Annotated in this window: 19 protein-coding genes; 14 read left to right on the top strand and 5 right to left on the bottom strand. The window is 60.3% G+C overall.

All coding sequences use genetic code 11. The annotated features are described in order from the left end of the window. Positions 1-5: 5 nt before the first annotated feature. From IM543_12830 to IM543_12815, 4 genes are all read right to left on the bottom strand, one after another. The gene (locus IM543_12830) at positions 6-1,400 is read right to left on the bottom strand and encodes a copper oxidase (GenBank protein QOY92510.1); all 1,395 of its coding nucleotides are present in this window, start codon (positions 1,398-1,400) and stop codon (positions 6-8) included. 18 nt (positions 1,401-1,418) lie between these two features. Beyond that, positions 1,419-2,786: a TolC family protein gene (locus IM543_12825; protein QOY96663.1), complete on the bottom strand. Its 1,368-nt coding sequence runs from the start codon at positions 2,784-2,786 to the stop codon at positions 1,419-1,421. A gap of 63 nt (positions 2,787-2,849) precedes the next feature. Beyond that, on the bottom strand, positions 2,850-3,212 hold the full coding sequence (locus tag IM543_12820; GenBank protein ID QOY92509.1) for a hypothetical protein: 363 nt from the start codon (positions 3,210-3,212) through the stop codon (positions 2,850-2,852). 102 nt (positions 3,213-3,314) lie between these two features. Beyond that, the gene (locus tag IM543_12815) at positions 3,315-3,743 is read right to left on the bottom strand and encodes a hypothetical protein (GenBank protein ID QOY92508.1); all 429 of its coding nucleotides are present in this window, start codon (positions 3,741-3,743) and stop codon (positions 3,315-3,317) included. 273 nt (positions 3,744-4,016) lie between these two features. Between IM543_12815 and IM543_12810 the strand changes: the two genes are divergently transcribed. The 6 genes from IM543_12810 to IM543_12785 all read left to right on the top strand — a co-directional run bounded on the left by IM543_12810 (position 4,017) and on the right by IM543_12785 (position 9,822). After that, positions 4,017-4,391, top strand: a complete 375-nt coding sequence (locus IM543_12810) for a DUF305 domain-containing protein (protein ID QOY96662.1) — start codon at positions 4,017-4,019, stop codon at positions 4,389-4,391. A 656-nt stretch (positions 4,392-5,047) separates the two neighbouring features. Next, positions 5,048-5,716, top strand: coding sequence for a PEP-CTERM sorting domain-containing protein (locus tag IM543_12805; GenBank protein QOY92507.1), 669 nt, complete (start codon positions 5,048-5,050; stop codon positions 5,714-5,716). 29 nt (positions 5,717-5,745) lie between these two features. Next, complete coding sequence (locus IM543_12800; protein ID QOY92506.1) at positions 5,746-6,468, top strand: DUF305 domain-containing protein; 723 nt, start codon at positions 5,746-5,748, stop codon at positions 6,466-6,468. Positions 6,469-6,807: 339 nt separating this feature from the next. Then, positions 6,808-7,146, top strand: a complete 339-nt coding sequence (gene fdx / locus IM543_12795; GenBank protein ID QOY92505.1) for an ISC system 2Fe-2S type ferredoxin — start codon at positions 6,808-6,810, stop codon at positions 7,144-7,146. An 85-nt stretch (positions 7,147-7,231) separates the two neighbouring features. Continuing rightward, the gene (locus IM543_12790; GenBank protein QOY96661.1) at positions 7,232-9,640 is read left to right on the top strand and encodes a heavy metal translocating P-type ATPase; all 2,409 of its coding nucleotides are present in this window, start codon (positions 7,232-7,234) and stop codon (positions 9,638-9,640) included. Continuing rightward, entirely contained in the window at positions 9,637-9,822 is a 186-nt protein-coding gene (locus tag IM543_12785) for a hypothetical protein (protein ID QOY92504.1), read from the top strand. The genes IM543_12790 and IM543_12785 overlap by 4 nt, the downstream gene beginning before the upstream one ends. A 99-nt stretch (positions 9,823-9,921) precedes the next feature. On the opposite strand, the gene IM543_12780 is transcribed toward IM543_12785, so the two are convergent. Continuing rightward, a complete protein-coding gene (locus tag IM543_12780) occupies positions 9,922-10,449 on the bottom strand; it encodes a hypothetical protein (GenBank protein QOY92503.1) in 528 nt (175 codons plus the stop codon). Between the two features lie 616 nt (positions 10,450-11,065). On the opposite strand from IM543_12780, the gene IM543_12775 reads away from it, so the two are divergent. The 8 genes from IM543_12775 (at position 11,066) to IM543_12740 (ending at position 23,802) form a co-directional block, all read left to right on the top strand. Further along, complete coding sequence (locus tag IM543_12775) at positions 11,066-13,906, top strand: type VI secretion system tip protein VgrG (GenBank protein ID QOY92502.1); 2,841 nt, start codon at positions 11,066-11,068, stop codon at positions 13,904-13,906. 16 nt (positions 13,907-13,922) lie between these two features. Continuing rightward, positions 13,923-16,196, top strand: a complete 2,274-nt coding sequence (locus tag IM543_12770) for a DUF3274 domain-containing protein (GenBank protein QOY92501.1) — start codon at positions 13,923-13,925, stop codon at positions 16,194-16,196. Beyond that, positions 16,193-18,016 (top strand): DUF2875 family protein, encoded by a 1,824-nt coding sequence (locus tag IM543_12765; GenBank protein QOY92500.1) that lies wholly within the window; start codon positions 16,193-16,195, stop codon positions 18,014-18,016. Before IM543_12770 ends, IM543_12765 begins: the two co-directional genes overlap by 4 nt. Next, a complete protein-coding gene (locus tag IM543_12760; GenBank protein ID QOY92499.1) occupies positions 18,017-18,286 on the top strand; it encodes a PAAR domain-containing protein in 270 nt (89 codons plus the stop codon). A 552-nt stretch (positions 18,287-18,838) separates the two neighbouring features. Then, entirely contained in the window at positions 18,839-20,386 is a 1,548-nt protein-coding gene (locus IM543_12755) for an SAVED domain-containing protein (protein ID QOY92498.1), read from the top strand. 105 nt (positions 20,387-20,491) lie between these two features. Beyond that, a complete protein-coding gene (locus tag IM543_12750; GenBank protein ID QOY96660.1) occupies positions 20,492-21,646 on the top strand; it encodes a nucleotidyltransferase in 1,155 nt (384 codons plus the stop codon). Between the two features lie 420 nt (positions 21,647-22,066). Next, positions 22,067-23,320 (top strand): ThiF family adenylyltransferase, encoded by a 1,254-nt coding sequence (locus tag IM543_12745; protein QOY96659.1) that lies wholly within the window; start codon positions 22,067-22,069, stop codon positions 23,318-23,320. Then, positions 23,317-23,802, top strand: a complete 486-nt coding sequence (locus IM543_12740) for a Mov34/MPN/PAD-1 family protein (protein QOY92497.1) — start codon at positions 23,317-23,319, stop codon at positions 23,800-23,802. Before IM543_12745 ends, IM543_12740 begins: the two co-directional genes overlap by 4 nt. The last annotated feature ends 1 nt before the right edge of the window (position 23,803 follow it).

Raw genomic sequence — 23,803 nt, 5'->3', positions numbered from 1 at the left:
TACGATTAGTGATGGCCCTTGTGGCCCGTCGGCTTGCGCACGGTGACTTCCACATCGGGTGTCTTCTTCGCAGCCGGCATCGCCTGACCGCCGGCGCTCTGGCTGCGCACTGCTGCCGGGGCCTCGCCCTTCCATTCGTAGGCAACGGTGCCGGCCGGATGCTTGTACCAGCCCGGATCCTTGTAGTCGCCCGGCTTCTGGTCCTTGCGTACCTTCAGCACGGTGAACATGCCGCCCATCTCGACGCCGCCGAAAGGGCCCTGGCCGGTCATCATCGGCAGGGTATTTTCCGGGAGCGGCATCTCCATGTCGCCCATCGAGCCGCCTTTCTCGCCCATGACCATGTAATCGGGCACGAGCTTCGTGATCTTCTCGGCGACCCCACGGTGGTCGACGCCGATCAGGGTCGGGACGTCGTGGCCCATCGCATTCATGGTGTGGTGCGACTTGTGGCAGTGGAAGGCCCAGTCGCCAGGCTCGTCCGCGATGAACTCGATGGCGCGCATCTGGCCCACGGCGACGTCGGTGGTGACTTCTGGCCAACGCGACTCCGGCCGGGTCCAGCCGCCGTCGGTGCCGGTCACCTCGAATTCGTGCCCGTGCAGGTGGATCGGGTGGTTCGTCATCGTCAGGTTGCCGGCGCGGATGCGCACACGGTCGCCCTGGCGTACGTTCATCGTGTCGATGCCCGGGAAGGCGCGGCTGTTGAAGGTCCAGATGTTAAAGTCGAGCATCTCGTTGACGCGCGGCGTGTAGCTGCCCGGCTCGATGTCGTAGGCGTTCAGCAGGAACACGAAATCGCGGTCGACCTTGTGATGGGCCGGGTTCTTCGGGTGGGTGACCCAGAAGCCCATCATGCCCATCGCCATCTGCACCATCTCGTCGGCATGCGGGTGGTACATGAAGGTACCCGGGCGGCGAGCGACGAACTCGTAGACGAAGGTCTTACCCGGCTGGATGCCCGGCTGGTTCAGACCCGTGACGCCGTCCATGCCGTTCGGCAGGCGCTGGCCGTGCCAATGGATGCTGGTGTGCTCCGGCAGTTTGTTGGTGACGAAGATGCGCACCCGGTCGCCTTCCACCACCTCGATGGTCGGCCCCGGGCTCTGGCCGTTGTAGCCCCACAGGTTCGCCTTCATGCCAGGCGCGATCTCGCGCACCACCGGTTCGGCGATCAGGTGGAACTCCTTGACGCCGTTGTTCATGCGCCAGGGCAGCGACCAGCCGTTCAGGGTGACGACCGGATTGTACGGCCGGCCGTTCGGCGGCGGTGGCGGCGGCTGGGTGGCCGCGCTGGTCATGATCGGGGCTTCGGGGAGGGTGGCCGCGCCGGCGCGGCTCACCAGTCCGGCGCCGACCAGGGCGGCTGCGCCAGTGAAGAAATCTCGACGAGAACTCATTGCTGATTCATTCCTTGTTTAGTGTTCCGCCGCACCTTCGGCGGGCGCGGCGGTTGAAGCCATGGAGATCGACGAACCGCCGCTGCCGCTGATGGCGGCCTGCAGATCCGTTTCGGCGATCCAGAATTCGCGCTGCGCGTCGATGGCCGCATTCACGCCCGCGATCTGTGCGCGTGCGTCGGCCAGCAATTCGAACACGCTCATGAGCATGCCGTTGTAGCGAAGCAGGCTCTCTTCGGAGATTTTCTTCCGCAGTGGTACCAGCTCGTCCCGATGCTGCCTGGCGACGTCGTAGGTGGTCCGGTAGGCGGAGTACGCTTCGCGGACCTGCGAGCGGGCATTGATGGCGGTGTCGGCCGTGCGGTGCACCGATTGCATGTAGAGCGCCTCGGCCTTCGCCACACGTGCGCCTCCCCAGTCGAAGATCGGCAGGGCGAGTTCGATCTCGTATCCGTTTTCCCGGGGTGCGCCGGACTTGCTCGAGTTGACGTATCCCGCGTCGAGGACGTTGATGACGCCGGTTGCCTTCGTCAGGCCCAATGCGCGCGCAGTCGACTCGGTGCCGAGCTTTGCCAGGCGCACATCGAGGCGCTGCTGCATCGCGAGCGACTCGATATTGCCTGCCTCTCGCGGAACCGCCGGCAGCTCGGGCAGCTTGTCCGGAAGCTGGAATGCCGTGTTTTCTCCCCACACACCCATCAGCCGGGCAAGCTGCTCGCGCGCGGCCGTCGCACTGTGTCGTGCACGTGCCAGCTGGGTCGAGGCTTCGCTCGAGAATGCCTGTTCGCGCGCCTGGTCGAGGGCGCTCAGGTTCCCGACCTTTGCCATGCGCTGCGCCAGTTCGGCACTCGCGCCGGCCGCTTCACGCACTTGCGCCGCATAGTGCGCCGACTGCACTGCCGCGACGGCATTGAAGTAGGCCTTGCGCGTGTCTGCCGCGAGCCGGACCGCTTCGGTTGCCGCGACCAGCTTGGCACTCTCGAAGCGGCGCGACTCGATATCGCGACGGATCGGGATGGTCACGAGTCCGACGAGATCGAACATGACGCTGCGTTCGATCTCCGTCTCGCCGCCACCGGACATGCGGCTGAAGCTGAAGCCAGGGTTGGCCATGCGGCCCGCTTGCACCAGGTCGGCCTCGGCGACACCCAGTTCGGCGAGCGAGGCCCGCAGGCCGCGGTTGTTGAGCAGGGCGATGCGGACGGCGCTGTCGGCGGAAAGCGGCTGTTTCAGCAGCTGGTTCAGTTCGTCCTGGATGGCCGCGCCATCGGCATTTGTCTTGGGCAGGCGGACGTCCTGGCCGGTGCGTTCAGCGGTCAAGGATGAGACTGCGTCCAGGCCGCCGTCCTTGGAAATCGTGGCGCAACCGCTCAACGCGACGAGCATGGCGCCTGCCGCGACGGCGCGCAGTGTGGGAATAGAAAGCTTTGTTGTCATTATGTGTTCGGCTTAATGGTGTTTGCTGTGGTCGACAGGCACAGGATTGGCCGGTTTTCCAGGCGCCACGGGCGTTGTCGGAGCCGGCGCTGCACCATGACCGTTGTGGTTCTGCTCACTGGCAGGCGCACCATGTCCGGCGTGGCCCGGCACGCCGGCGACCGCATCGTTTGCGGCACGCCAGGATTTGTCAGGCGTCGTCTGGACGTCTTGCGGACCCGGCGAAGGTCTGGCGATGACCGATTCGTATACGGTCGGCGGCACGGCCACAGTGGGGTCGGCAGGGTCTGCCGACGGACGGGATTGCTGGGCCTGCGCGTAGATCGGCAGGGCCAGCAGGGCGCCGACAACGGCGGCCAAAAGCTTGGAGGTCATGGTCAATCCTCGAAATCGGTGACAGGGCGTGCACAGGCACGCGCGAGTGCTCAAGAGCGATGACGACAGCGCTGGAGGACAGCGGGTCAGCTCTTCCTACGATTAAGCGGATTGGTGCCGGGGAGGGCGCTGGGGGCCGTCCTGGATGAAGCCTACGGCGAAGGCCGCAGGCGCGACGATAACGGCATTGGAGCCATCGAAAGCCGGGACCGCGAGATGGGTGGAGGGTGGCGCAACGGCGCCCAGGCAGAACGCGGAACAGGCGCTGCAGGTGGAGTGTGGCTTTTTTCCGGCCTTGGAGTCTGCCGAATCGGCATCGGCCAAGGTGTCATCCGGCTGGCTTGCATGCTCGCCGCCGTGATGGGCGTGCGCATCGGCCATGTGCTCGTGGGATTGTGAGCCAACATCGATCAGGTTCTGGCTGGACTGCGGGTGAACCGGTCCGCACGACATACGGCTAGCCGCAACCGCGTGCAGCGGAAGCACGGCCAACAGTAGCCAAACCAGAAATGTCTTGATCGAGCGGTTCATAGATGCCGTGAGTATAGCACGACAATTTTGGCCGGGCGCAGGCTTAAGGCTGACTAAACACAGGCGTGGAATAGCGGCGAAATGACGTGTCGAGGGGGCCGGGCATGGCCAACTTGCAGAGATGTACAGACAGGGTGCGTTAGCGCACAGCATGTGTCATCGGACTCCTTCCAGAATCCCACTGGACGTGCCGCGTTCGTTTGCCGGCGCCGCACACTGATCAATTAGTTCAAGGAGACGAGCATGAAGACAGTACAAACCCGTATCGCTCTCATGGCCGGTGCATGTGCACTTGTCTTTGGTGTGTCCGCAAATTCCTTTGCGCAGTCAGGGCAACATGCGCAACACGGCGCCGCGTCGGGCCAGGCGGGGCAGCACCATGACATGGCTGGTCACGAAATGATGCAGTCGATGGAGGCCATGCACCAGAAAATGTCGAGCATGCAGATGACCGGCGATCACGATCATGACTTCGCAATGATGATGCGTTCGCACCACCAGGCCGGCATCGACATGGCAAAGGCTCAGCTCAAGAATGGCAAGGATCCGCAGATGCAGGCAATGGCCAAGAAGGTCATTTCGGATCAGACCAAGGAAATCAAGAAGCTCGACCAGTGGCTGGCGAAGCACAAGGCGTCAAGCAAGTAAGCTGCTGCAGGCATGGCGCCGCGAGCATGCGCAGCGGCGCCGCAATGCTCGCTTCCTCACGCATTTCCATAGAAATGGTTTGCCGATCTGTATCGTACAACGGTACATCGAGGCTGATGCTACAGTTTTTGCATGACTGCCATCTTCCGCAAAATCGCCTGGTGTTTGCTGTGTCTGATGGTCGGGTACCATGGGTATGCGACCGCGGCTGTCACATGCCACAACTTGAAGGCGGAATTGCAGGTAGTGCAGTTCGATTCCCAGGCTGAGAAAGATGATTGCCCGGACATGCGCTCCGGCACGGCAGAAAGTAGCGACGGAAGCTGTTGCAAATCGAAGTCGCTCTGCTATTCGAACTTCGTCGTCCCCTACGCCCCGATTCCATCATTCGCGCCGCTGAGCGCACCTTCTAGTTCTCCCGAACGGTCGCATTCCTTGCCGACTGACTTTTCCAGTTTCATTCCTCCCGTCGTCGATCCGCCTCCGCGTTTTTAGCTCAGCAGGCCGTTCCATCCTTGTGTCTCGCCCTCGCGTCGCAGTTATCCAAGCGGTGCAGGGCCGCAAGGTGTTTCAGCTTAATTACGAAGCTGCAGGTCCGCGCGTATCCGCGCGGGCACGGTGGCGTTCGCATCAACAACTGAGCAATGAGGTAGAACATGAAAAGCAATAACGCATTGCCTAAGCCGGCTCTGCTGGCAGCGCTTCTATTATCAGTCGTGATGCCAGCACGTGCTGACATCACTATCTTCACCAGCGAGGCGTCGTTCCTTTCGGCAGTGTCGGCGACCGGGACCGATCGCTTTGACGACCTTCCAGCCTCCGCACTGGAAGCCCAGCTCTCGCGTACCGCAGGTGCACACGGGTATCGGATCAATGCGGGGCCAGCAGGCGGCGGCTTTTTCCCAGTGATGAATGAAGGCGACGTCTATCTGGCGCCGACGCTTGCCGCGGATGTCGTGCGCTTCAACGCGTTTTCACCTGGGGTGTTCGGCTTTGGCGGCAGCTTCTTTGCGACCGATGCCTATGGCAGCTATGTACCCGGGCGCACGATCGAGCTCACGGCAATGGATGGATCAAGTATCGCGAGCTATACGCTCGATGGATCGTCGCCAACCTCGTTCCTCGGATTCCTGTCGACCGCGCCTTTGACCGAGGTCTCGCTGAGCACGATTGGCGAACAAGGAAATGTCTACTGGGCGACTTCGAACAATGTTGTCCTTGCAGTGCCGGAACCATCGTCATACGCGATGTTCCTAGTGGGGGCAGGAGTCGCAGCCTGCTCTTTACGGCGCCGGCGATGCGCTGCCTTCACGTCGTCCAAATGAGTTGTTCTCAATCATTCAAAGGAGCAAACATGGAAACCGCAACCAAGCAGATTACTAGTTCTTCCGGTGTCGGCAACATTCGTGTGCTCGGCCGTAGTCTCGCACTGGGCTTGAGCCTGCTCGTGCCCGGCATGGGCGTGGCGCATGCCGAGGGGCCAGGCAGGGGAGCGACCGCTCAGTTCGAAAAGAACTACCTCGTCTTTATTATTAATCACCATTACTCCGCCCTGCGGATGACGGAGCTGGCGGCCGGCACGGACCTGACCCGGGACGCGCAGGTCGTCGCTCCCCAGGAAGGGACATCGCCGACCCCTGGCTTCAATGCGACACCGCCCAAGGCGAGCGATGACGAGATCAAGTCGATGGCGCGCATGGGCAACCGGGAGCAGCGCGAAGAGATTGGCCGTGCCCAGCGCTTCCTGAGGGAGTGGTACGGCATCCAATATCAGCCGCAGCTCACGGCCGATGGAAGACGAATGATCGCCATGCTCGAGGCGACGCCGGCTGGGGCACAGTTCAACCAGGTCTTCCTGAGATCGTTCAGTAACCACCACCTGGGTGCGCTTGCACCGAGCCTGCACTGTACAGTGAAGAGCGACCTGAACCATGACGGTTTACGGCGTTACTGCGAAAACATCGTGGTCGTTCAGAAGAACGGAATCAACGATATGCGCGAGATGCTGTGCAAGCGCTACTCAGACTGTGGTTTTGTGCCGATGACAGGCGACAAACGGAAGGACAATGAGTTCTGACCGAGGAAAGGGTTGAAGCGGCTGCAAAGCCGTTTCAACCTGGATGGTGTGCACCCCAACCTGCGCTTCGTTCAGCGGAAAATTCGCTTGACCTTTCCATCATTGGAAGGTTTACAGTGGAATGGTCCACTTTCCGGAGGCGTCTTATGTATGAGTCCATTGGCCGCGAGGCCCACCGTTCCGCCGATCGCGTAACAGCAATGTCCAGCACAGGCCTGCACGATCCGGTGGGGTCGAAACAGGTAACGAGCGCGGTGTCCGGTTCGGAGACGGCGACAGCGACCTCGCGCTGTCTCTTCTGCCGATACCGAAGCCCAAGTGCCGGGAAGGAGTTGGCACATGCCTAGAATTACCGTACTGCCGCATCCGGATTGCGTACCATCCGGGGCGTCGATCGAAGCCACTCCCGGCACCAGCATTTGCGATGCGCTGCTCGAAAACGACATCGACATCGAGCATGCCTGCGGCAAGGTTGGTGCCTGCACGACATGTCACGTCATCGTACGGGAGGGTTTCCCATCTCTCGCGCAAGCCAGCGACAATGAGGAAGACATGCTTGACCGGGCTTGGGGCGTGGAGCACTTGTCCCGTCTGTCGTGCCAGGCGATTGTCGCGGAGGCGGATCTTACGGTCGAGATTCCACGGTATTCGCTGAATCACGCCAAGGAAAACGGATAGGCATAACAGGCCGCGCACCGCTTGCGACAAGTGGGCCGCGCGAGAACCTCAGTCGCTTTTTACTGGAGCTGCCATGAAAAATGAAATGCATGATCACGCCGGTCACCAGCATAAGAATCAGGAATGTCACCACTCGCATGAGCATCATGCCGGCAACGCCAACTCTGGCGAAGGTATGCCCGGTGGATCCCAGCATTATCCGTCCACTTCGTCGGATAAGCCCTATACCGATCCGGTATGCGGGATGAGCGTTGCAGACCGGCCGGATCGACGCATCGAGCACGAAGGAACTCCCTATCACTTCTGCAGCGTGAAATGCATGGACAAGTTTCGCGCCAATCCCACCAGCTATACAGAGAAAGCTGCCTCTGCCGCCATGCCGGAGGCGCCGCCGGGGACGATTTACACCTGCCCGATGCATCCGGAAATCCAGCAATCCACGCCAGGCAACTGCCCGATTTGCGGAATGTCGCTGGAGCCGATGCTGCCATCGCTGGAGGAGGAAGAGAATCCGGAGTTGGTGGACTTCCGCCGTCGCTTCCGGTGGACGCTGCCGCTGACCATCGTTGTCACCGTCCTGGCGATGGCAGGGCACCGGATCTTCAGCGGAGGGCTTGCATACCAGAGCTGGATTGAGCTCGCTCTCAGCACGCCTGTCGTCCTGTGGGCCGGCTGGCCCTTCTTCGTCCGTGGGGCGCAGTCGCTCAAGAATCGCAGTCCCAACATGTGGACCCTGATCAGTATCGGGGTCGCCGCAGCGTACGGCTACAGCGTGGTCGCGACTCTGTTTCCAGGCCTGTTTCCGCCGAGCTTTGCGATGCATGGCCGCATTGGCGTGTACTACGAGGCCGCCGCCGTCATCATTTCGCTGACCCTGCTCGGCCAGATCCTTGAGTTGCGCGCACGTTCGCAAACTTCGGCGGCGATCAAATCCTTGCTCGGCCTGACGCCGAAAACGGCCAGGCGGATTCGTGCGGACGGAACCGAAGAAGACGTCGAACTTTCGCACGTCCACATCGGCGACTCGCTGCGGGTCAGGCCTGGCGAGAAGGTACCGGTTGATGGGGTGGTCCTGGAGGGCGAAAGCGCAGTGGACGAAGCCATGCTCACCGGCGAACCGCTGCCGGTGACAAAGCGGCCGGGCGACAAGGTGATCGGCGCGACCATCAATACGAGCGGCAGTCTCGTCATCCGTTCCGAGCGCGTGGGGTCGCAGACCATGTTGTCGCAGATCGTGCAGATGGTCGCGCAGGCGCAGCGTTCGCGGGCGCCCATGCAGCGCCTGGCTGACGTGGTCGCCGGCTATTTTGTCACGGTCGTCGTCGTCGTCGCGCTCCTCACCCTGCTGGGGTGGGGCCTGTTCGGGCCGGAACCCAGCTGGGTCTATGGGTTCGTGAATGCCGTCGCGGTCCTGATCATCGCCTGTCCCTGTGCATTGGGACTGGCGACGCCGATGTCGATCATGGCCGCGACAGGCCGCGCGGCCACCCAGGGCGTGCTGTTCCGCGACGCTGCGGCAATCGAAGCAATGCGAAAGGTCGACACGATCATTGTCGACAAGACCGGTACGCTCACAGAAGGAAAGCCTGCGTTCGACCGCGCGATCGCCGCATCCGGATTCCAGGAAGAGGATGTGCTTCGGATCGCCGCCAGCATCGACCAGGGTAGCGAGCATCCGCTGGCACATGCCATCGTCGCTGAGGCACGCAGGCGGAATCTGCCGCTGCACAAGCCTGAGAACTTCGAATCGTCCAGCGGGATCGGTGTCCGCGGGACCGTGCAGGGTGAGTGGGTTGCATTGGGCAACACCGCGCTCATGGACATTGAGAAGGTTGACTGGACGCCGCTACAAAAGGCCGCGGAAGAGCTTCGACATGTCGGTGCAAGCGTGATGTACCTGGCACTACAAGGAAAGCTCGTGGGCCTGATCGCAGTGTCGGACCCCGTCAAGGAGACGACGCCGGAAGCCCTGGCAACCCTGCGCGACGCTGGCATGACCGTGGTGATGGCGACCGGCGATGGCGTCACCACGGCAAAGGCGGTCGCTGCAAAGCTCGGCATTTCGGACGTCTACGGCGAGGTCAAACCGCAGGACAAGCTGGCCCTGGTCGAACGGCTGCAGCAACAGGGCAAGATTGTCGCGATGGCCGGCGATGGCATCAACGATGCGCCGGCGCTGGCGAAGGCGGACGTCGGGATTGCGATGGGTACTGGTACCGACGTCGCGATCAACTCCGCTCACGTTACCCTCATCAAAGGCGACTTGCGTGCGATTGCGCGATCGCGACTCCTTTCGCTGGAGACTGTACGCAACATGAGGCAGAATCTCGGCTTTGCCTTTATTTACAACGCCATGGGAATTCCGCTAGCTGCAGGCCTTCTTTATCCCTTTACCGGGCAACTCCTTTCGCCGATGATCGCGGCGCTGGCCATGAGCTTAAGCTCGGTGTCGGTGATCGGCAATGCACTACGCTTGAGGGGAAGCACCGCATGAACTTCGTTGTTACCGACGAGATGGTCGGCCTGACGGTACTGGTCGGGGTCATCTTCGGCATCATCGCCGCCGGGTTCATTGCTTACGGCGAGATCCAGCGACGTCGTGGTCGCAAAGGCCGGGCGAAAGAAGCCAATACGCGCGGCAGAAGAAAGCCTGGCAGGGCTGGCAAGAGCAGGTAGGGCGCAATTTCGCACATTGGCCGGCTGCGGGCGGGCTCACAACGTGCTCTGGCGCATGAGGAGTATTCGCCCGGTCGCAAGGTCGCTGGAAGCTAGGCGCTAGCGCACAGTCAGGATCGACTTCCGGATACTTTCAGCACTAGACGGCATTGCGCCGCACTCAAGCGCTAACTTGTGGAACTCTTCCGCCGCCTCATGAGGAATAAGCCGAGCTGATCGCACAGCGGCACGTGCAGCAGGAGCCAGGTCATTGATGTCCCCAGCGGTCAAATACCCGGAGAACGACATGGCCTCCGTGAATTTCGCAACGATATTCGGCGGAAGGGCTGGACCATAAATGAAATATTCGAGAAACTTCAGGAAATTCCCATGAGCATAGATTTCAGTGCCTGAGGTGCCGTTATTCTCGAAAACCTGCTGACGGGATTTCCCGCGCCCTCCTGGATTTCGCTCGGGATCGGTGAAATATAAAAGCCGCACCTCGGGAATGGCTCCGCGTTCCAATAAAGACTCCGTCAGGCCGGCCATCGGCATAAGGGACGCGCGGAGCTCATCATGCGATGAATAGCGGAACCTGATTTGGTTCAAGAGCGCGGTCTCGCGCTCGGTCAATTCGATGTCGGGCACTCGCAAACCAGAACCTCCTTACCAAGGTTAAAAAGCGACTAGCTCGACCGGCAGTCCATTATTGCTGACTAGTAGTGTAGCAAAGACCAATTTCTAACGGTAGCTGAGAGAAGGGCCGCTGCTCTGGCAAGTTCGGTGCGTACTTGTTGAAAGTGGTGAGTATTGGCTAGTTTGTGGCGGGGAGTTCTTAGCTAATCATATCGCTCGCCCTGGCGAATGATTCGGCGTCCGCTGCTATCCAGTGTTGTTCGTAGGTAGCACTATCTGTCCTAGCTCCTGTCCCTAACTGCGGCTGAGCAATGCGTGTATGGTTGCTTGACGGATACTACTACCAGATAAGTCAGTTCAGGATGTCCTCCAGTTGGACTTCCGATGGCTCGACGGTACTAACTGTCGCCACCGTCTGGCCTGGGACTCGATACCTTGAGGTGCCCGAGACCCCGTTTCCCATGCAACTTGCGGCGCCACAGCATACAGGGGCATTGCCACACTAATAATCCTGCTTTCGTGCTTACGAACCGTAGAGCGAAGTTGGCAGTATTTCCTTAGTAGAAGAATAAACATAATCCCTTTCCTGTCAGTAAATGGACGGGAACCCCGTAAAGGGAAACAACATATGGCAGAGTTTGACACCGCGCGAATTGCCGACCTGGCCCAGTATCTCCTTTCGACACAGAACAGGCCGATCCGGCTCATGCTGGATCATGCTGGCGACAAGCCGGATGGACAGCTGCTAGCCCAGAAAATCACCGGTCACGAAGCAATATGTGGCGGCTTCGAGTTTCGGATCCTGTGCCTCGCCGAGAGTGCATCCCTCGCTCTCAAGAACTTCATCGGGATGCCTGCGGAGCTGCAAATCGTCACAGACAGAGGGCAGTTGCGTCGCCTGTGCGGCATCGTTACCGGCGCCTTGTCAGGCCAGAGCGACGGTGGACTGGCAACCTATCAGCTGGTCATGCGCGACGCGCTGTCAGTGATGGAAAACCGCGTGAATACGCGAATATTCCGAAACATGAGCGAGCTGGACATCGTCGAGACCCTCATCGCGGAGTGGCGTTCCAACAATCCGCTTCTTGCGGCCACGTTCGACCTCGACATCCATGCGAGCCTATTGAACGGAAGGCTGCCGCAGCGCGAATTCACCATGCAGCACAACGAATCGGATGCAGTGTTCCTTCGGCGCCTGATGCAGCGGCGCGGAATCGCCTGGTTCTTTCGCCCCGGGCTTCCCGAACGGGAGGTCGCCGCCGGCAGTCAACCAAAGAGTGCGATCGGACACACTCTTGTGCTCTTCGACGACCCAGCTTGCCTTCGCCAGAACGAAGCGGGGAGCGTGCGCTTCCACCGGGATGCCGCGACCGAAGAGCGTGACGCCATCACAGACTGGAGTGCCGAGCGCAATCTGCAGCCCGGCAGATTCTCTGTGTACAGCCCCGATTACAGGAGTCCCGCCGCGACGCCAATCACAACGGCGCAATCCCAGTCCCGGGCGGATCAGGGCGAGCTTGGCAACCGATTGGCGGCAGGCATCGAAGAGTACTATGTCGCGGCGCCACACCTGGGCGACACGGCGCTGGATTTGACCGCGCTAGGCGACGTCCAGATGGCGCGCTTCGAGTACGTCTCGAAGTCCTTTCACGGCGAAGGAGGTGTGCGTGATCTGGCTGTCGGTGAGTGGTTCTGTCTCGCGGGGCATCCGGAGATCGACATGCATCCGCAGAAAGAACGGGAATTTGTCATCACTGAGCAGCGAATAGTGGCTCACAACAACCTGCCGGTCGACATTAGCGCCCGAGTCGAGCGCCTGTTCAACCGGAATGGCTGGAAGCAGGCCGACGACGGCACTCCGGCAGCAGGCAGCGGGGAGCGATCCGGCTACAAGACGCGCTTTTCCTGCGTCCGGCGGGGAGTGCGCATCGTTCCGCCGCGTCGCGTCCTGAGGCGTCCTCAAATTCAAACCGCCATCGTGGTTGGCCCGCCCGGCGAGGACGTATGGTGCGACGACATGGGTCGGGTGAAGGTGCGCTTTCCAGCCGCAAGGCCGCAGGACCATACCCATGCAGGTGGCGCCGGCGCTTCCGGTTCCGACCGTGACTCGGCGTGGGTCCGCGTGGCCTCGAATTGGGCCGGCAACGGTCCCGGTAGCGGCACGCAATGCGGGGCCAGATTGTTGCCGCCGGTCGGCACCGAGGTACTGGTCGACTGGGCGGGGGGCGACCCGGACAAACCCATCATCGTTGGCCAGCTTTACAACGCCGTTGCGCCTCCCCCGGCGTTTCGGCACGAAGCTGCACTGCCCGCCACACGGTATCAATCGGGCCTGCGCAGCCGTGAAGTGCACGGCCACCGCGGAAACCAGTTACGGTTCGACGACACGCCACGAGAAATCAGCGCCCAGCTCGCGAGCGACCACGCGACGACTGAGCTGAATCTCGGTTTCCTCACCGAGTTGCGGCAGGACGGCCAGGCCGCACCGAGGGGCGAGGGGGCCGAGCTGCGCACCAGTGAAGCGATCGCCTTGCACGCTGCGCGTGGGATCTTCCTGAGCGCCTGGAAGCTGTTGGGCGCCGCAACTTCCAAGGGCGGCCAATTGGAACGGGGCGAGTTCCTCGGCATGATGCGCGAGTGCGGCGAGCTTTTCGCGTCTCTCGGGAGCTATGCGGCCGAACACAACGGCCTGCAGGCTGACGCCAAGGAACAGGACGAACTGCTGGCACGCTTCAAGAACTGGGAAGACAGCAGCAACACCGCGCCGAACGCGCCTGCGCCGCGCGAGCCGGTGATCGGCGTGACGTCGCCGGCGGGCATCGGCTTTGCCAGCTCCAAGGCGATCGTCAGCTACTCGGCGAGGAACATCGACACGGTCGCGCAGCAGCACGTGCAGCTAGCAGCTGGCCAGCGCTTCACCGTGAATGCCGGCAAGGGCATATCGCTCTTCGCACAGCACGGCGGGCTGAACGCAATCGCCCATAACGGCAAGCTGGTCATCCAGAGCCAGCACGATGACACCAGTATCGACTCGGGCAAGAACATGCAGCTGACCGCCAGCGACGGGGTGGTAACCGTCTCGGCGAAGGCACTGCACCTGGTGGTGGGCGACGGCTCCTTCATTCGGATGGGTGATGGTGTGTTTGTCATCGGCAGCAAGCATCCCATCCAGTTCCATGCACCGGACTACCTCTACGATGGACCGGAAACGATGACGCCTCTGCGTCCGACCTTCAACAGCGAAGGAGCGGACCAGAAGTTCGAGCTGCGCTATCCGTCTTCAACCCGGGTGGAAGACGGCGAGCCGGTCATGGGCGGAATCGTCCGGGACACGAGCATGGATATATCGCTGAGTGACGGGTCGAGTATGAAGGCGCGTAGCGGCGCCGATGGCAAGTCCGAACTGATTGCGCGTGAAGCGATGCACCTGGCCGACATTGGTTTGCTGCGTGGCGGTAGCGACAAGTAGCCCTCCAGGAGAAGACATGGCGGAGAAGCCCTATCCGAAGATCGAGTATGTCGTCAAACGCGAGAGCGCTGTTCTCCAGTGCAGCCGCGTCAGGGACAAAGTGATTGAAGTACCGCGTGAACTGCCCGGCAACATCATCCTTGTTCATGGCGTCAACGATGTTGGCATGGGCTACAGCGCGGCGGAGAAGGGCATCTGCGCCGGCCTGCAAGACCGACTGTTCCGCTACTTCAAGCCCGCTGAATACAGGCTCCCGACCAAGACGGACAAGCAGAAACTGGAACAAGATCCCGACGACGTATTCTTCAAGCGCAAACCGACACCGGACACCGATAGCCCAGTGATCCCGTTTTACTGGGGCTACAGGGAACTTCACCTCGAGACAAGGACTGTCAACGGCCAGAAGACTGACCGCTACGGTACCCGTCTCGACAAGGACCTGACCAAGGGAGGCGGCCCATTCGGCAACGCGACCGCGACCTTGCCGGACATGTGGAACCGCGGCGTCTACGCCGCCGGCGACCCGGTAGGGGACGCGCTCAGGCCAATCAAGACCGGGCCAGGGCGCATGTACATGGTACTGGCCGCAATGCGCCTTGCAGCCCTGATCAGCATGATCCGCAAGTTCGAGCTGAAGGACACGGTCAGCATCGTCGCACACAGTCAAGGCTGCCTGCTGAGCCTTCTCGCGCAAGCTCTTCTGATGGAGCGAGGCGAACGTACGGCCGACACCTTGATCCTGACCCATCCGCCTTACAGTCTGGAAGAGGAAATGAGCCTCATGATGAAGGGCTTGACCTTCTTCCGTGGCGGGAAGGATGCGGCGATGACTGAGGCCGACTATGAGTTGCTCGATGGTCGCCAGAGCATGCACGCCAGGCTGCAGACGCTGGTGAACATCGTGGCCGGCGTGGCGAAATCCAAGGCGGGCGCTCCAGCCTTTTCGAAGATCAACGAGAGTGACAACGGTGGCATGGTTGCCAGTTGCTGGCAACCTGAAGGGGACCGTGACAACCGCGGGAAGGTGTACCTCTACTTCTGCCCCGAAGACATGACGGTCGCCCTGGATAACATGCGCGGCATCGGTTGGCAGGGGGTGCCCGACTATCTCCACACCGTCTCATTGAAGCCGCAGGTTCAATCCGGCTACGCGGTGAGCAAGGCCGGCTATCAGCCCCGGCACACAATCGTGACCCGCAAGCCTATGGACGAAATTGGGACCAGCTTCTTTCAAAGGGTGTTTACTGCGAAACTTCGGCTTGATCCACACACCGGGAAAACCGTTCCGGTACTGATAGGACAATCACCGCACGATTTCGCGCTATGCGTCAAGGACGAAGACGGCCATGCACACGTCGCAGCGAGCGCGCGGAGTTTGCGCGAAAAGCTCCCGGTCGCCACGTGGCCAATCAACCAGACAGACAAACCCGAGGCGCAGAGGTGGGGTATCCGCCGGATCAACGGCGAGCCGCTGCATCCACCGTACAAGGCCGACCTGCGGGGCAACCAGATAGCACCGGACATGATTCCGGCCAGCTCGCGTCTGGCCCAGGCTCCGTTGAACAAGAGGGGGCCGAGCGAGGAAGTCGATCCGATAACCGCCGCCATCGCCGTTACCGCGACCGGCGGCATGGACACCAACCTGGAAGAGCTGTCGCCCGCCGTGGCCGCTGCATGCGTTGATACCAAGCCTGGAAGGTTATCGAAGCTGGAGTGCCAACGGATGCAAGCAGTCTACAACGAAGCGAAGCATCCAAATGACGCTAGTCCGGATAACAGCTACACCATTCTCAGTGCCAGCCGCAGGAAGGACGGTACCGTGGTGGCATATGTGATGGAAAGTCCCAACGCCGCGCGCAAGCGTTGGCAGCACGAGCTGGGCGAGAAGTCATTCCATAGCGCGATTTACGACAGCCCGGCGAACCACCGCAATGTGACCGCTTATGACGTCGCAATCGGCAGTGGCAAGGCGTCCAGTCATCCGCAGTTCCATGCCTATCTGTGCGCCGTGGCGGACTGGCGGCTGAAGAAGCCAGCAAAGACAAAATATGACAAAGGCCGCATAGGAGTCCTCACCTGGGACAAGTTCATGGCGAAATATGGCGCTTACTACGAATGCGAGTCCGACTGGCGCCTGCAGATCATCAAGGGCAACGTCGACTACTACAGCGACGGCACGCTTCCGAAATGTCTGCCGGTCCTGACGGGCGGGTTGTGGGAGATAGTGGTTTCGGAAACGACCACGGGCATGCGCGTGGGCCAGGCGATTCCCCGGAAGGGACAAGCATGAACAGCTACGCGCTCCCGGATCCAGGGGAACTTAGACGACCGAAAGCTTGGAAGTACGTCTTTGGCGCAGTGGTAATGTTTCCGTTTCTATTTGTACTGTGGGTTGCGTTTGATTACTTCGTGCTGCATCCGGAGCTTGCTAATGTTGAGGTGGAGACGACGATGGACAGAATACGCTGGTTCGGCGTGCCCTTGCTGCTAATCGTTGTCCTATTCGGAGGCAAATGGATCAAGGACTCATTCGCCGCGAACGCGCGCGAGCATGACTGGCACCAAAAGACGCAGCAGCTAAAGGAGCAGGAAGCTGCCGCGCGCACCGAGAAGGCTAGCCGCGAATATGTGCTCGAGGTGCTGGGCTTGGGGGTCACCTACGAGAAGTACCGGCAGGGCAAGTTGTGGGATGCACTTCAACAAGGGAGTCCGTACACCAGCATTCGGGAAAGCGACCCGAAGAAGTATGAGTGGGCAGATACCGAAAAAATGGGCAATTCGGGGAGCCGCGCATTGGACGCGCTGGAGAACGGCGTCGAACCGTCTCCGATGTTCTGGGGTGTCCCGAGCATGTATGCAGGCGGCCCGATTGACAACCCGGCTCAGCAGCCAAGCGAAATCGAGCCAATGGCGGGATTGGCTGCCAGCGCTATAGGCACGGGCATGGCTTGGCACCTGTTCGTGACCGGACCCTGGCAGCTTAGCGAACGTCCGGACCAGCTGCTGGAGCAGGCATTCGCGCTCTTCGACAAATACCCCGATCTGCCCTACGTTGTCTTGCTGTCTAACGATGACATGGATTCGCGCGACAGCACTCGCCCCCCTGGCACCCCGACGCTAATCAAGGACGGCTACTACATTCCCGAGCGGCCGGATGCGACCGCCGTGTTCGTGCTGGCGCGGCGCGAGCGGGTGGAGCCGCTGCGGCCCTACGTGTGGGACGATCCGGACAGCGCCTACCTGCAAGAGAATCTGCGACGTATGTACTTCAAACTTCAGGGGGACGTCCCTAGGCCCGAGAAACCGGACGATGTCGAGAAGTTCAACGACGACCGCCAACCATTGATATCGGAATGGCTACAAGCGGCGGCAGCCTTCGCCACGCGCCCGGTCTTCGAAAAAAAGGACGGCAGTCCGCTGCTCGACGCATTCAAGCGCTGGGCCAACCATCCCCCGAAGGACTGGAAGCCCACGCCATGGTTTCCGCTTCCGTGGAACCGCGAGCAAATGAAGGCGTTCGACAACCTGCCGTCGCTGGGCTTCATCCACCGCCCGGTTTTCGTCAAGTTTGAGGATGAGCACGGCCAGCCAGTGTCGCGGCGCGACGCTCGCCAGAAGCTGCTGGAAAACGGCTGGCACAAGGCCTTGCAAACCCTGTCGGACGATGAGCGCGCGAAAGGACCGGCGAGGATTATCGCCGCCTTCGACAACATCGTCGACCACCTGGTGGCGATGGAAGGCGTATTGCATCAGTACGCGGCGCAGGGCGGACCGGAAATCGACACCGGCAAGACTGCCCAGTTCATCAACACGGACAGAAGACTGGGCAACACGGGGGCGGCAAGCTTCTTCATGCAGATGGCGATCGGCGTCATGGGCAGTTACATCGACGGTGGACCGTCGGCCGCCATCAACTTGCGTGACCCGACCGGGGCCACCATTGTCTTCATCAGCCCGCCGACCGTGCAACGGCGCAAGGCCCAGGAGCACTGGAACGTGTTCAAGCACCAAGTCAAGCCCTCGATCGATCCCGAGAACTACAGATCGCCAACGGTTGGTGAAGTCTTGGGGAACGACGAAGCACGAGCCACGCAACAGAGAGAACAATGAATGCGCAACGTTATCCGGTTAGGCGACGCCACCTCACACGGCGGTAAGGTAGTCAGCAGCAGTGCCACCCACTTCAAGATCCACGGCGTACCGGTAGCGTGCGTGGGAGACGCCTGCAGTTGCCCGATCCCTGGACACAGCGAATGTACGATTGCGACTGGATCGCCTCATCACCTCATCAACGGCAAGCAACTCGCCTTCGACGGCGACAGGCTTAGCTGCGGTGCGAAGCTCATTTCCAGTTTCAGGGTCTTCAGTACGGCGAAATAGAGGCCGCACGAGAAGCAGCGTAGGGACGATAAGTCTCGTAGCCGCCAAAGGACCTCCGCGACCCCGCGGCCTTTCATCTCAGACCAACGCAGGGCTCGCGTCGTTCTCTACATGGATGCAGCCTTCCCGGCCGTTCTCGGTCCACACCCACCGCGCCGTCGCCGTCCGCCAGTCACAAGGCTGAACGAAAGGCAGCACTGCGTCGTGTCTTTAAACTGTACAACCATACAGTTTTTCTTTGTCTCCGGTAGAAATTAAGTTAAAGTAGCGCATAATCAATACGTACTAGATCTAGTGTCGTTGCAAATTGCGGCACTAGATATGGCACTTCCGCGTGCTGAGTCCCTTCCTGCGTAGCGGTTTGCTAGTTTCAAAATGGCAAGACAGAGGTACGCTTGGCGTAGGGATTTCGGAGGGTTTTTTGTTAAGCATCACACGTCCGCTAAATGCGTTGGAGAAATGATGAGGTTAGCAACTCCCTCTTTCCAGAACAATTTTACGAACACGACTGTTGCCGCCGAACCAAGTCGGCCGTCGAGTGTGACGGCGAGAATGCTTAGCGATAGCGATGCAAATGAATGGCTGAAGCGCAGCCATAGGGAACAGCACGTTGTTACGATGGTGTATGCGAAGCACCGGTGTGCGTTTTATAGCGACGGCTCCCCCTTCGAGCTGTATCCGGCAGACCCAGAGGGAGACTCCAAGAAAACACTTCAACTTATTGCACGGGCAGGGCGTTTGCGCCGGCTGGAACTGTCCGAAGCCGTCTTGCGAGACGCAATCAAGCCTGAGGCTGGCTGGAGTCACGCAGCATTCAGTGCAGACGAGGCCGACATCAAGCACTGGCTGAAGGCACGGGCAGCAATGTTCGACATTGGGCGAGGTAAGCCACTTTCTGCCCCCGGCAGCCGACGGGTCTGGCATGATGCTGCCGGACGATGTATGTTCCGTGGATGTGGGATGGACCTGGGCAGAACATCGTTGACGACAGCATCTGCCGCTGTCGGGTATTTGGCCCATATTGTCGCAGCTGATCCAGATGGGCCGCGTGGCTGCAATACCGATTCGTACCGTTTATCGGACGACCCGGAGAACGTCATGCTCATGTGCGATGAGCACCATCGCCTGATCGACCGGATCGATCCGGATGGATTTTCGGTTTCGCTGCTACGCGAGATGCGCCGGGAACACGTGGATATGGTCCGGCGGTCTCTTGATTGCCTGACGTACCCGCGCTCGAAGGCGATGGCGATATTGGCCAATGTCGCAGGCGTGTGGTCACAGGCCTCGGAACGAGACATTCGCCAAGCCATGTTGGAACGTGGTCTTGCTTCCCTGCCGTCAGTCCGTTATCCATTAAGGCGCACGCAGCGAGATGATCGCACTCAGCCGGATTTCTGGCGGCATTTACTGCATGAGCATGCGCTGGAACTGGACGCGTTCATGCGAGAACTTATCGCTCACCGCGAGCAGGACGATTACGCCGAGGTACTGTCCGTCTTCCCGCTGCACTCGATGCCCCTGCTGTTGCTGACAGGCCGGATGGTCGGCGAGGCCAGGAAGGTCGAGGTGTTCCAGTATCACCGTCATCGTGGTACGTGGGGTTGGGATAGCGCTGTGAGGCCCAAGCCAGCAGGCGAATTCTATTTGGAGGGGGAGAGCCGTGTCGGCTCGACGGAAGCATTGCTCTCGATTGAGTTGACCGCTTCGCTGGATGAGCAGGCGCTTCCTTCGCACCTGCAGGAGGCGGTGCGCCAGAACACCGTTCCCTGGATCCGTTTGCGTGCCACAGCTCCGAATAACGCGTGCATTGGCCATCCTGACGATCTCGAGCAGTTTACCGCGATTGCCCGTCAAGCGGTTGCTGTCCTCCAGGACAGTATGCGCGTCGCAAAAGTACACCTGATTCCGGTAGCTCCGGCCAGTACGCTCTTTCGCTTCGGCCAGCTTCTACAGCCCGGACATCACTGCAAATACATCATCCATGACCGGCCGCACCACGCCGCATCGTTCATGCCGGCTCTGATCATCGAAGGCCAACAGGCCACCGATGCTTTGGCGCCCGGCAGTGGTCGAACTACCAGCATTCAGTTGCGCTAACAGGAGAACTCAATGTCCACAACTAAGTTTAGCCTGCTCGTCGAGTCGGCATCACAGTCCCGCAACGATTCGCTTGAGAAGGCATTCCGCCAGTACGGTACAGATGTGTTCGATGTCTGGGCCAGGGAGCTCGATGTCGTGAACAAGCACATTACGGTCGATCCGGCCCTGGTGGGGGAAGCGGCAACGAGTTACGAAGATCTGGGGAAGCTCCTTGTCGATCGCCTGCGCTGGCCAGCGGACGCTATCATAATCGCGCCTCAAGGATCCACGAACACAAAGACCTTAGTACGGGCTCCGACGGCAGAGCGATTTGACGTGGACGCAGTTTGCGAAGTTGACCTGTCGCGGGTAGAGGCACAGGACCCAATGCAGTTCTTTGAAGACGTTGGAGCTGCGCTCGAAGGTCATGAGCCGCAAGAGAAGAGCCGGTGCTGGCGTATCAACTTCCCGAACAAGGGATATTACATCGACTTTGCTCCCTCGGTGCCCCTGGCAAAGATACCACTTGGCCAGCGTGGTGATGTTCAGTACCGGCCCGAAACCGGCTACGAAGCGACCGCGTTGGCAGTAGTTGATCGGCCTTCTGGAAAGTGGAAAACCTCGAATCCGGCCGGCTTCGCGGCATGGGTGAACGAACAGGCACGACGTCAGCTTCTCGTTCAGCCTCTCCAAAAGGCAGAGGCCATGGCCCAGCGCGCGGACATCCGGCCTGTCCCATCCCAGGAGGTGCCGCTGTCGGATACCTTGCGTGTAGCGATCCGTCTGTTCAAACGTCACCGCTGCATGGCTGTTCGCCGCGGGCATATCACGGCCGAATTCAAACCTATCTCGGTCATCATCGTGACGCTCCTGACGCAGTGTTACGCCGGCCTCGCCGACCGGCATCGCCTCTACAACCATCCAGTCGAGCTTCTTGCGGACCTTGCGGTGCTGCTGCCTGCGATGGTCGAATGCCATAACGGTCAGTATGTCGTCGCCAACCCGACAGTTCACGGCGAGAACTTCGCCGAGCGCTGGAATACCGATGAAGGGCAACGTGCACAAGCATTCAAGAACTGGTGCAGATTGCTGGTCACGGACTTGACATACATTCTCGGAGCATCCGAACCAGCAGAGGTCCGCAAGCGAGTCCAGAAGACTTTTGGGTGCGAAGGGGCGTCCTTTCCAAATGCGGCAACGCAGGGAATATTCACTGGGCTTGCGCCCGCACAGCCGCGACAGGTTCAACCGATTCGCCCAGGTCGGGGCCTCGCCTAAATTGAGTTGTACGTGACCAGTCCCTTCGATCATTTCTTGAAAAGCCATCCGCTTCTGCTGGCGGAGACGAGGACGGCGGGCACACGTAGCGAGCGTAAATTTGCGCTCGCGCTGCCTGCGATGCCGGCCGACCGTGCTTTCGCAGGTGCATGGTTAGTATTGCCCGCAAATTTTCCTGAGGCCCGAGCGCGCATTCAGCTTTCGAAAGACGCCGTCTTACGTGTTCCTCACATCGATTCTGCTGCAGACTTGTGCTTTTCCGGCGATGCCGGTCCAGCTAGCGGCGCGTCTCCGGAAGAGCGGGTGGGCGCCATGCTGTATCTTTTTGAGCAGGAATTTCTGATCCCTTGGCTGTCTGGAAGGCTCGACGGGGATTTTGAAAAGGAGACAGCAAATTATTGGTCAATACACGTCAGCCGGATGGCGTCGGACGTCGATGCAGTAAGGCGGGTTTATACCTTTGCAGTGCGCCATAGTGAGCCCCGCGTTCTCATTGCGCGGTTGGTGCAACCTTCGCGCGCGCTCATTGTGAATGACGACGAGGCGCTGGCATCGCGTTTCGTGGCATCGCTCGGCCCGCGTGCCACTGAAGTGTCGAACGCTGTCGTTGCGGACGTGCCGATCGACTACCCGTACACCCCAGCGACATGGCCCGCAACTCTGGCCGACGTTAACCTTTTGCTCGAGAGCCGCCTGACCCCGGCCCAGTATCACCAGTTCGAGAAGATAAGCAAGCGCCGCACCTTGCACCGTGTCGTCCTTTTAAGGGCTCTGACATGCACATACGCGTTTCTGCTACCTGGCGGGCCGCCAACGCGTGTTGTCAAGCACAAGACGAAGCGTGCCTATCCTACACTCCGTCTTCTGCCTTTGGGGGTGGAGCGGATGGATCCCTCCTGGACTTGCGGACGCGCGCAGCATCCGCAAGTATCAAATCGACAGCAATCCCACGTACTTGTCCTTGGGGCTGGTTCTCTTGGCAGCGCTGTTATCGACCTGCTCGCTCGCAGTGGAGTAGGAAAAATCACGATAGTTGACCCGGACTACCTTTCCTCTCCCAATATCGGACGACATCTGCTTGGCGCCGACATGTTGGGCTGCCCAAAGGCCAAAAGCGTGGCCACGCACGTCGGCCGCTCGGTTCCATCGTGCCAGTTGAGTGGAACGAGCGACTCTGCGGAAGCATGGCTTCAACGTTCCACACTCGCTGAAGTCAGTGTGGTCCTGGACTTTACCGGCGAGCCAGAAGTGAGGTCAGCTCTTGAGTCCGCGAGACTGGTGCATCCTCGCCATCTGCTGATCGGTTGGTTCGAGCCGTACGTCGCTGCCGCACATGCATGCGTGCTGAAGGACACTGACTACTGGCTCAACGGCCTGCCAGATCGTCTGTTGGGGTATCAGGCCGTCGACTGGCCCGATACCGTCATACAGAATGAACCAGGTTGCAGCAGCCAGTTCCAGAGCTATACGCCTGTGCAAGCCAACTATGGCATTGCTCTCGTTGCAGAGACAGCACTGCAGCTAATCGATGGCACTGTATCGAGGTCCCATGTGCGCAGTTGGGTACGAGGACAGCGCTTCCTCGACGCACAACTTCCCAGCTTGAAGCTCCGTGATTGGGCGCAGTCTGCAGCAGAACACGATGGCGTGCTGATCGAGAGAACATGGTCATGAGCAGCCGACTGTTTTATCTTCCGGATAATCACGGTTATGTCTTGTTCGACGGGCCTGTGCTTGCGCACATGTACGAGCATGCCCAAACGCGCTGGTTCCAACGTGAAGCAGGGGGACAACTGTTCAGTCCGACACCACAGGACACGGCCGTGATCATCTCGCATGCTACCGGGCCTTACACAAGCGATATGCGGCGTCGGCACGCATTCGTGCCCGATGCAAGACAGGCAACGGATGACAGGCATCGACATTTTCTGGAGCACCGTCACGCCGTGGGACTATGGCATACCCATCCAGAGGCCAATCCTACGCCCTCGGCACAAGACCGCGCGACGGCACAAGACTTCCTGAGCGAATTCGATGGCCATATGACCGGTTTCCTGCTTGTCATTCTTGGAAACAAGGGGCAACCATTCAACCTTGCTGTGTGGTTGGCGCAGATGAACAATCACTCGAACTGGGTCAGATTGCGCGAAGCCTGAT

This window comes from Massilia sp. UMI-21 (assembly GCA_015277795.1).
GTDB lineage: Bacteria > Pseudomonadota > Gammaproteobacteria > Burkholderiales > Burkholderiaceae_D > Telluria.
Note: the sequence above shows the minus strand (reverse complement) of the source record. Positions and strands in the feature narration are given on the sequence as shown.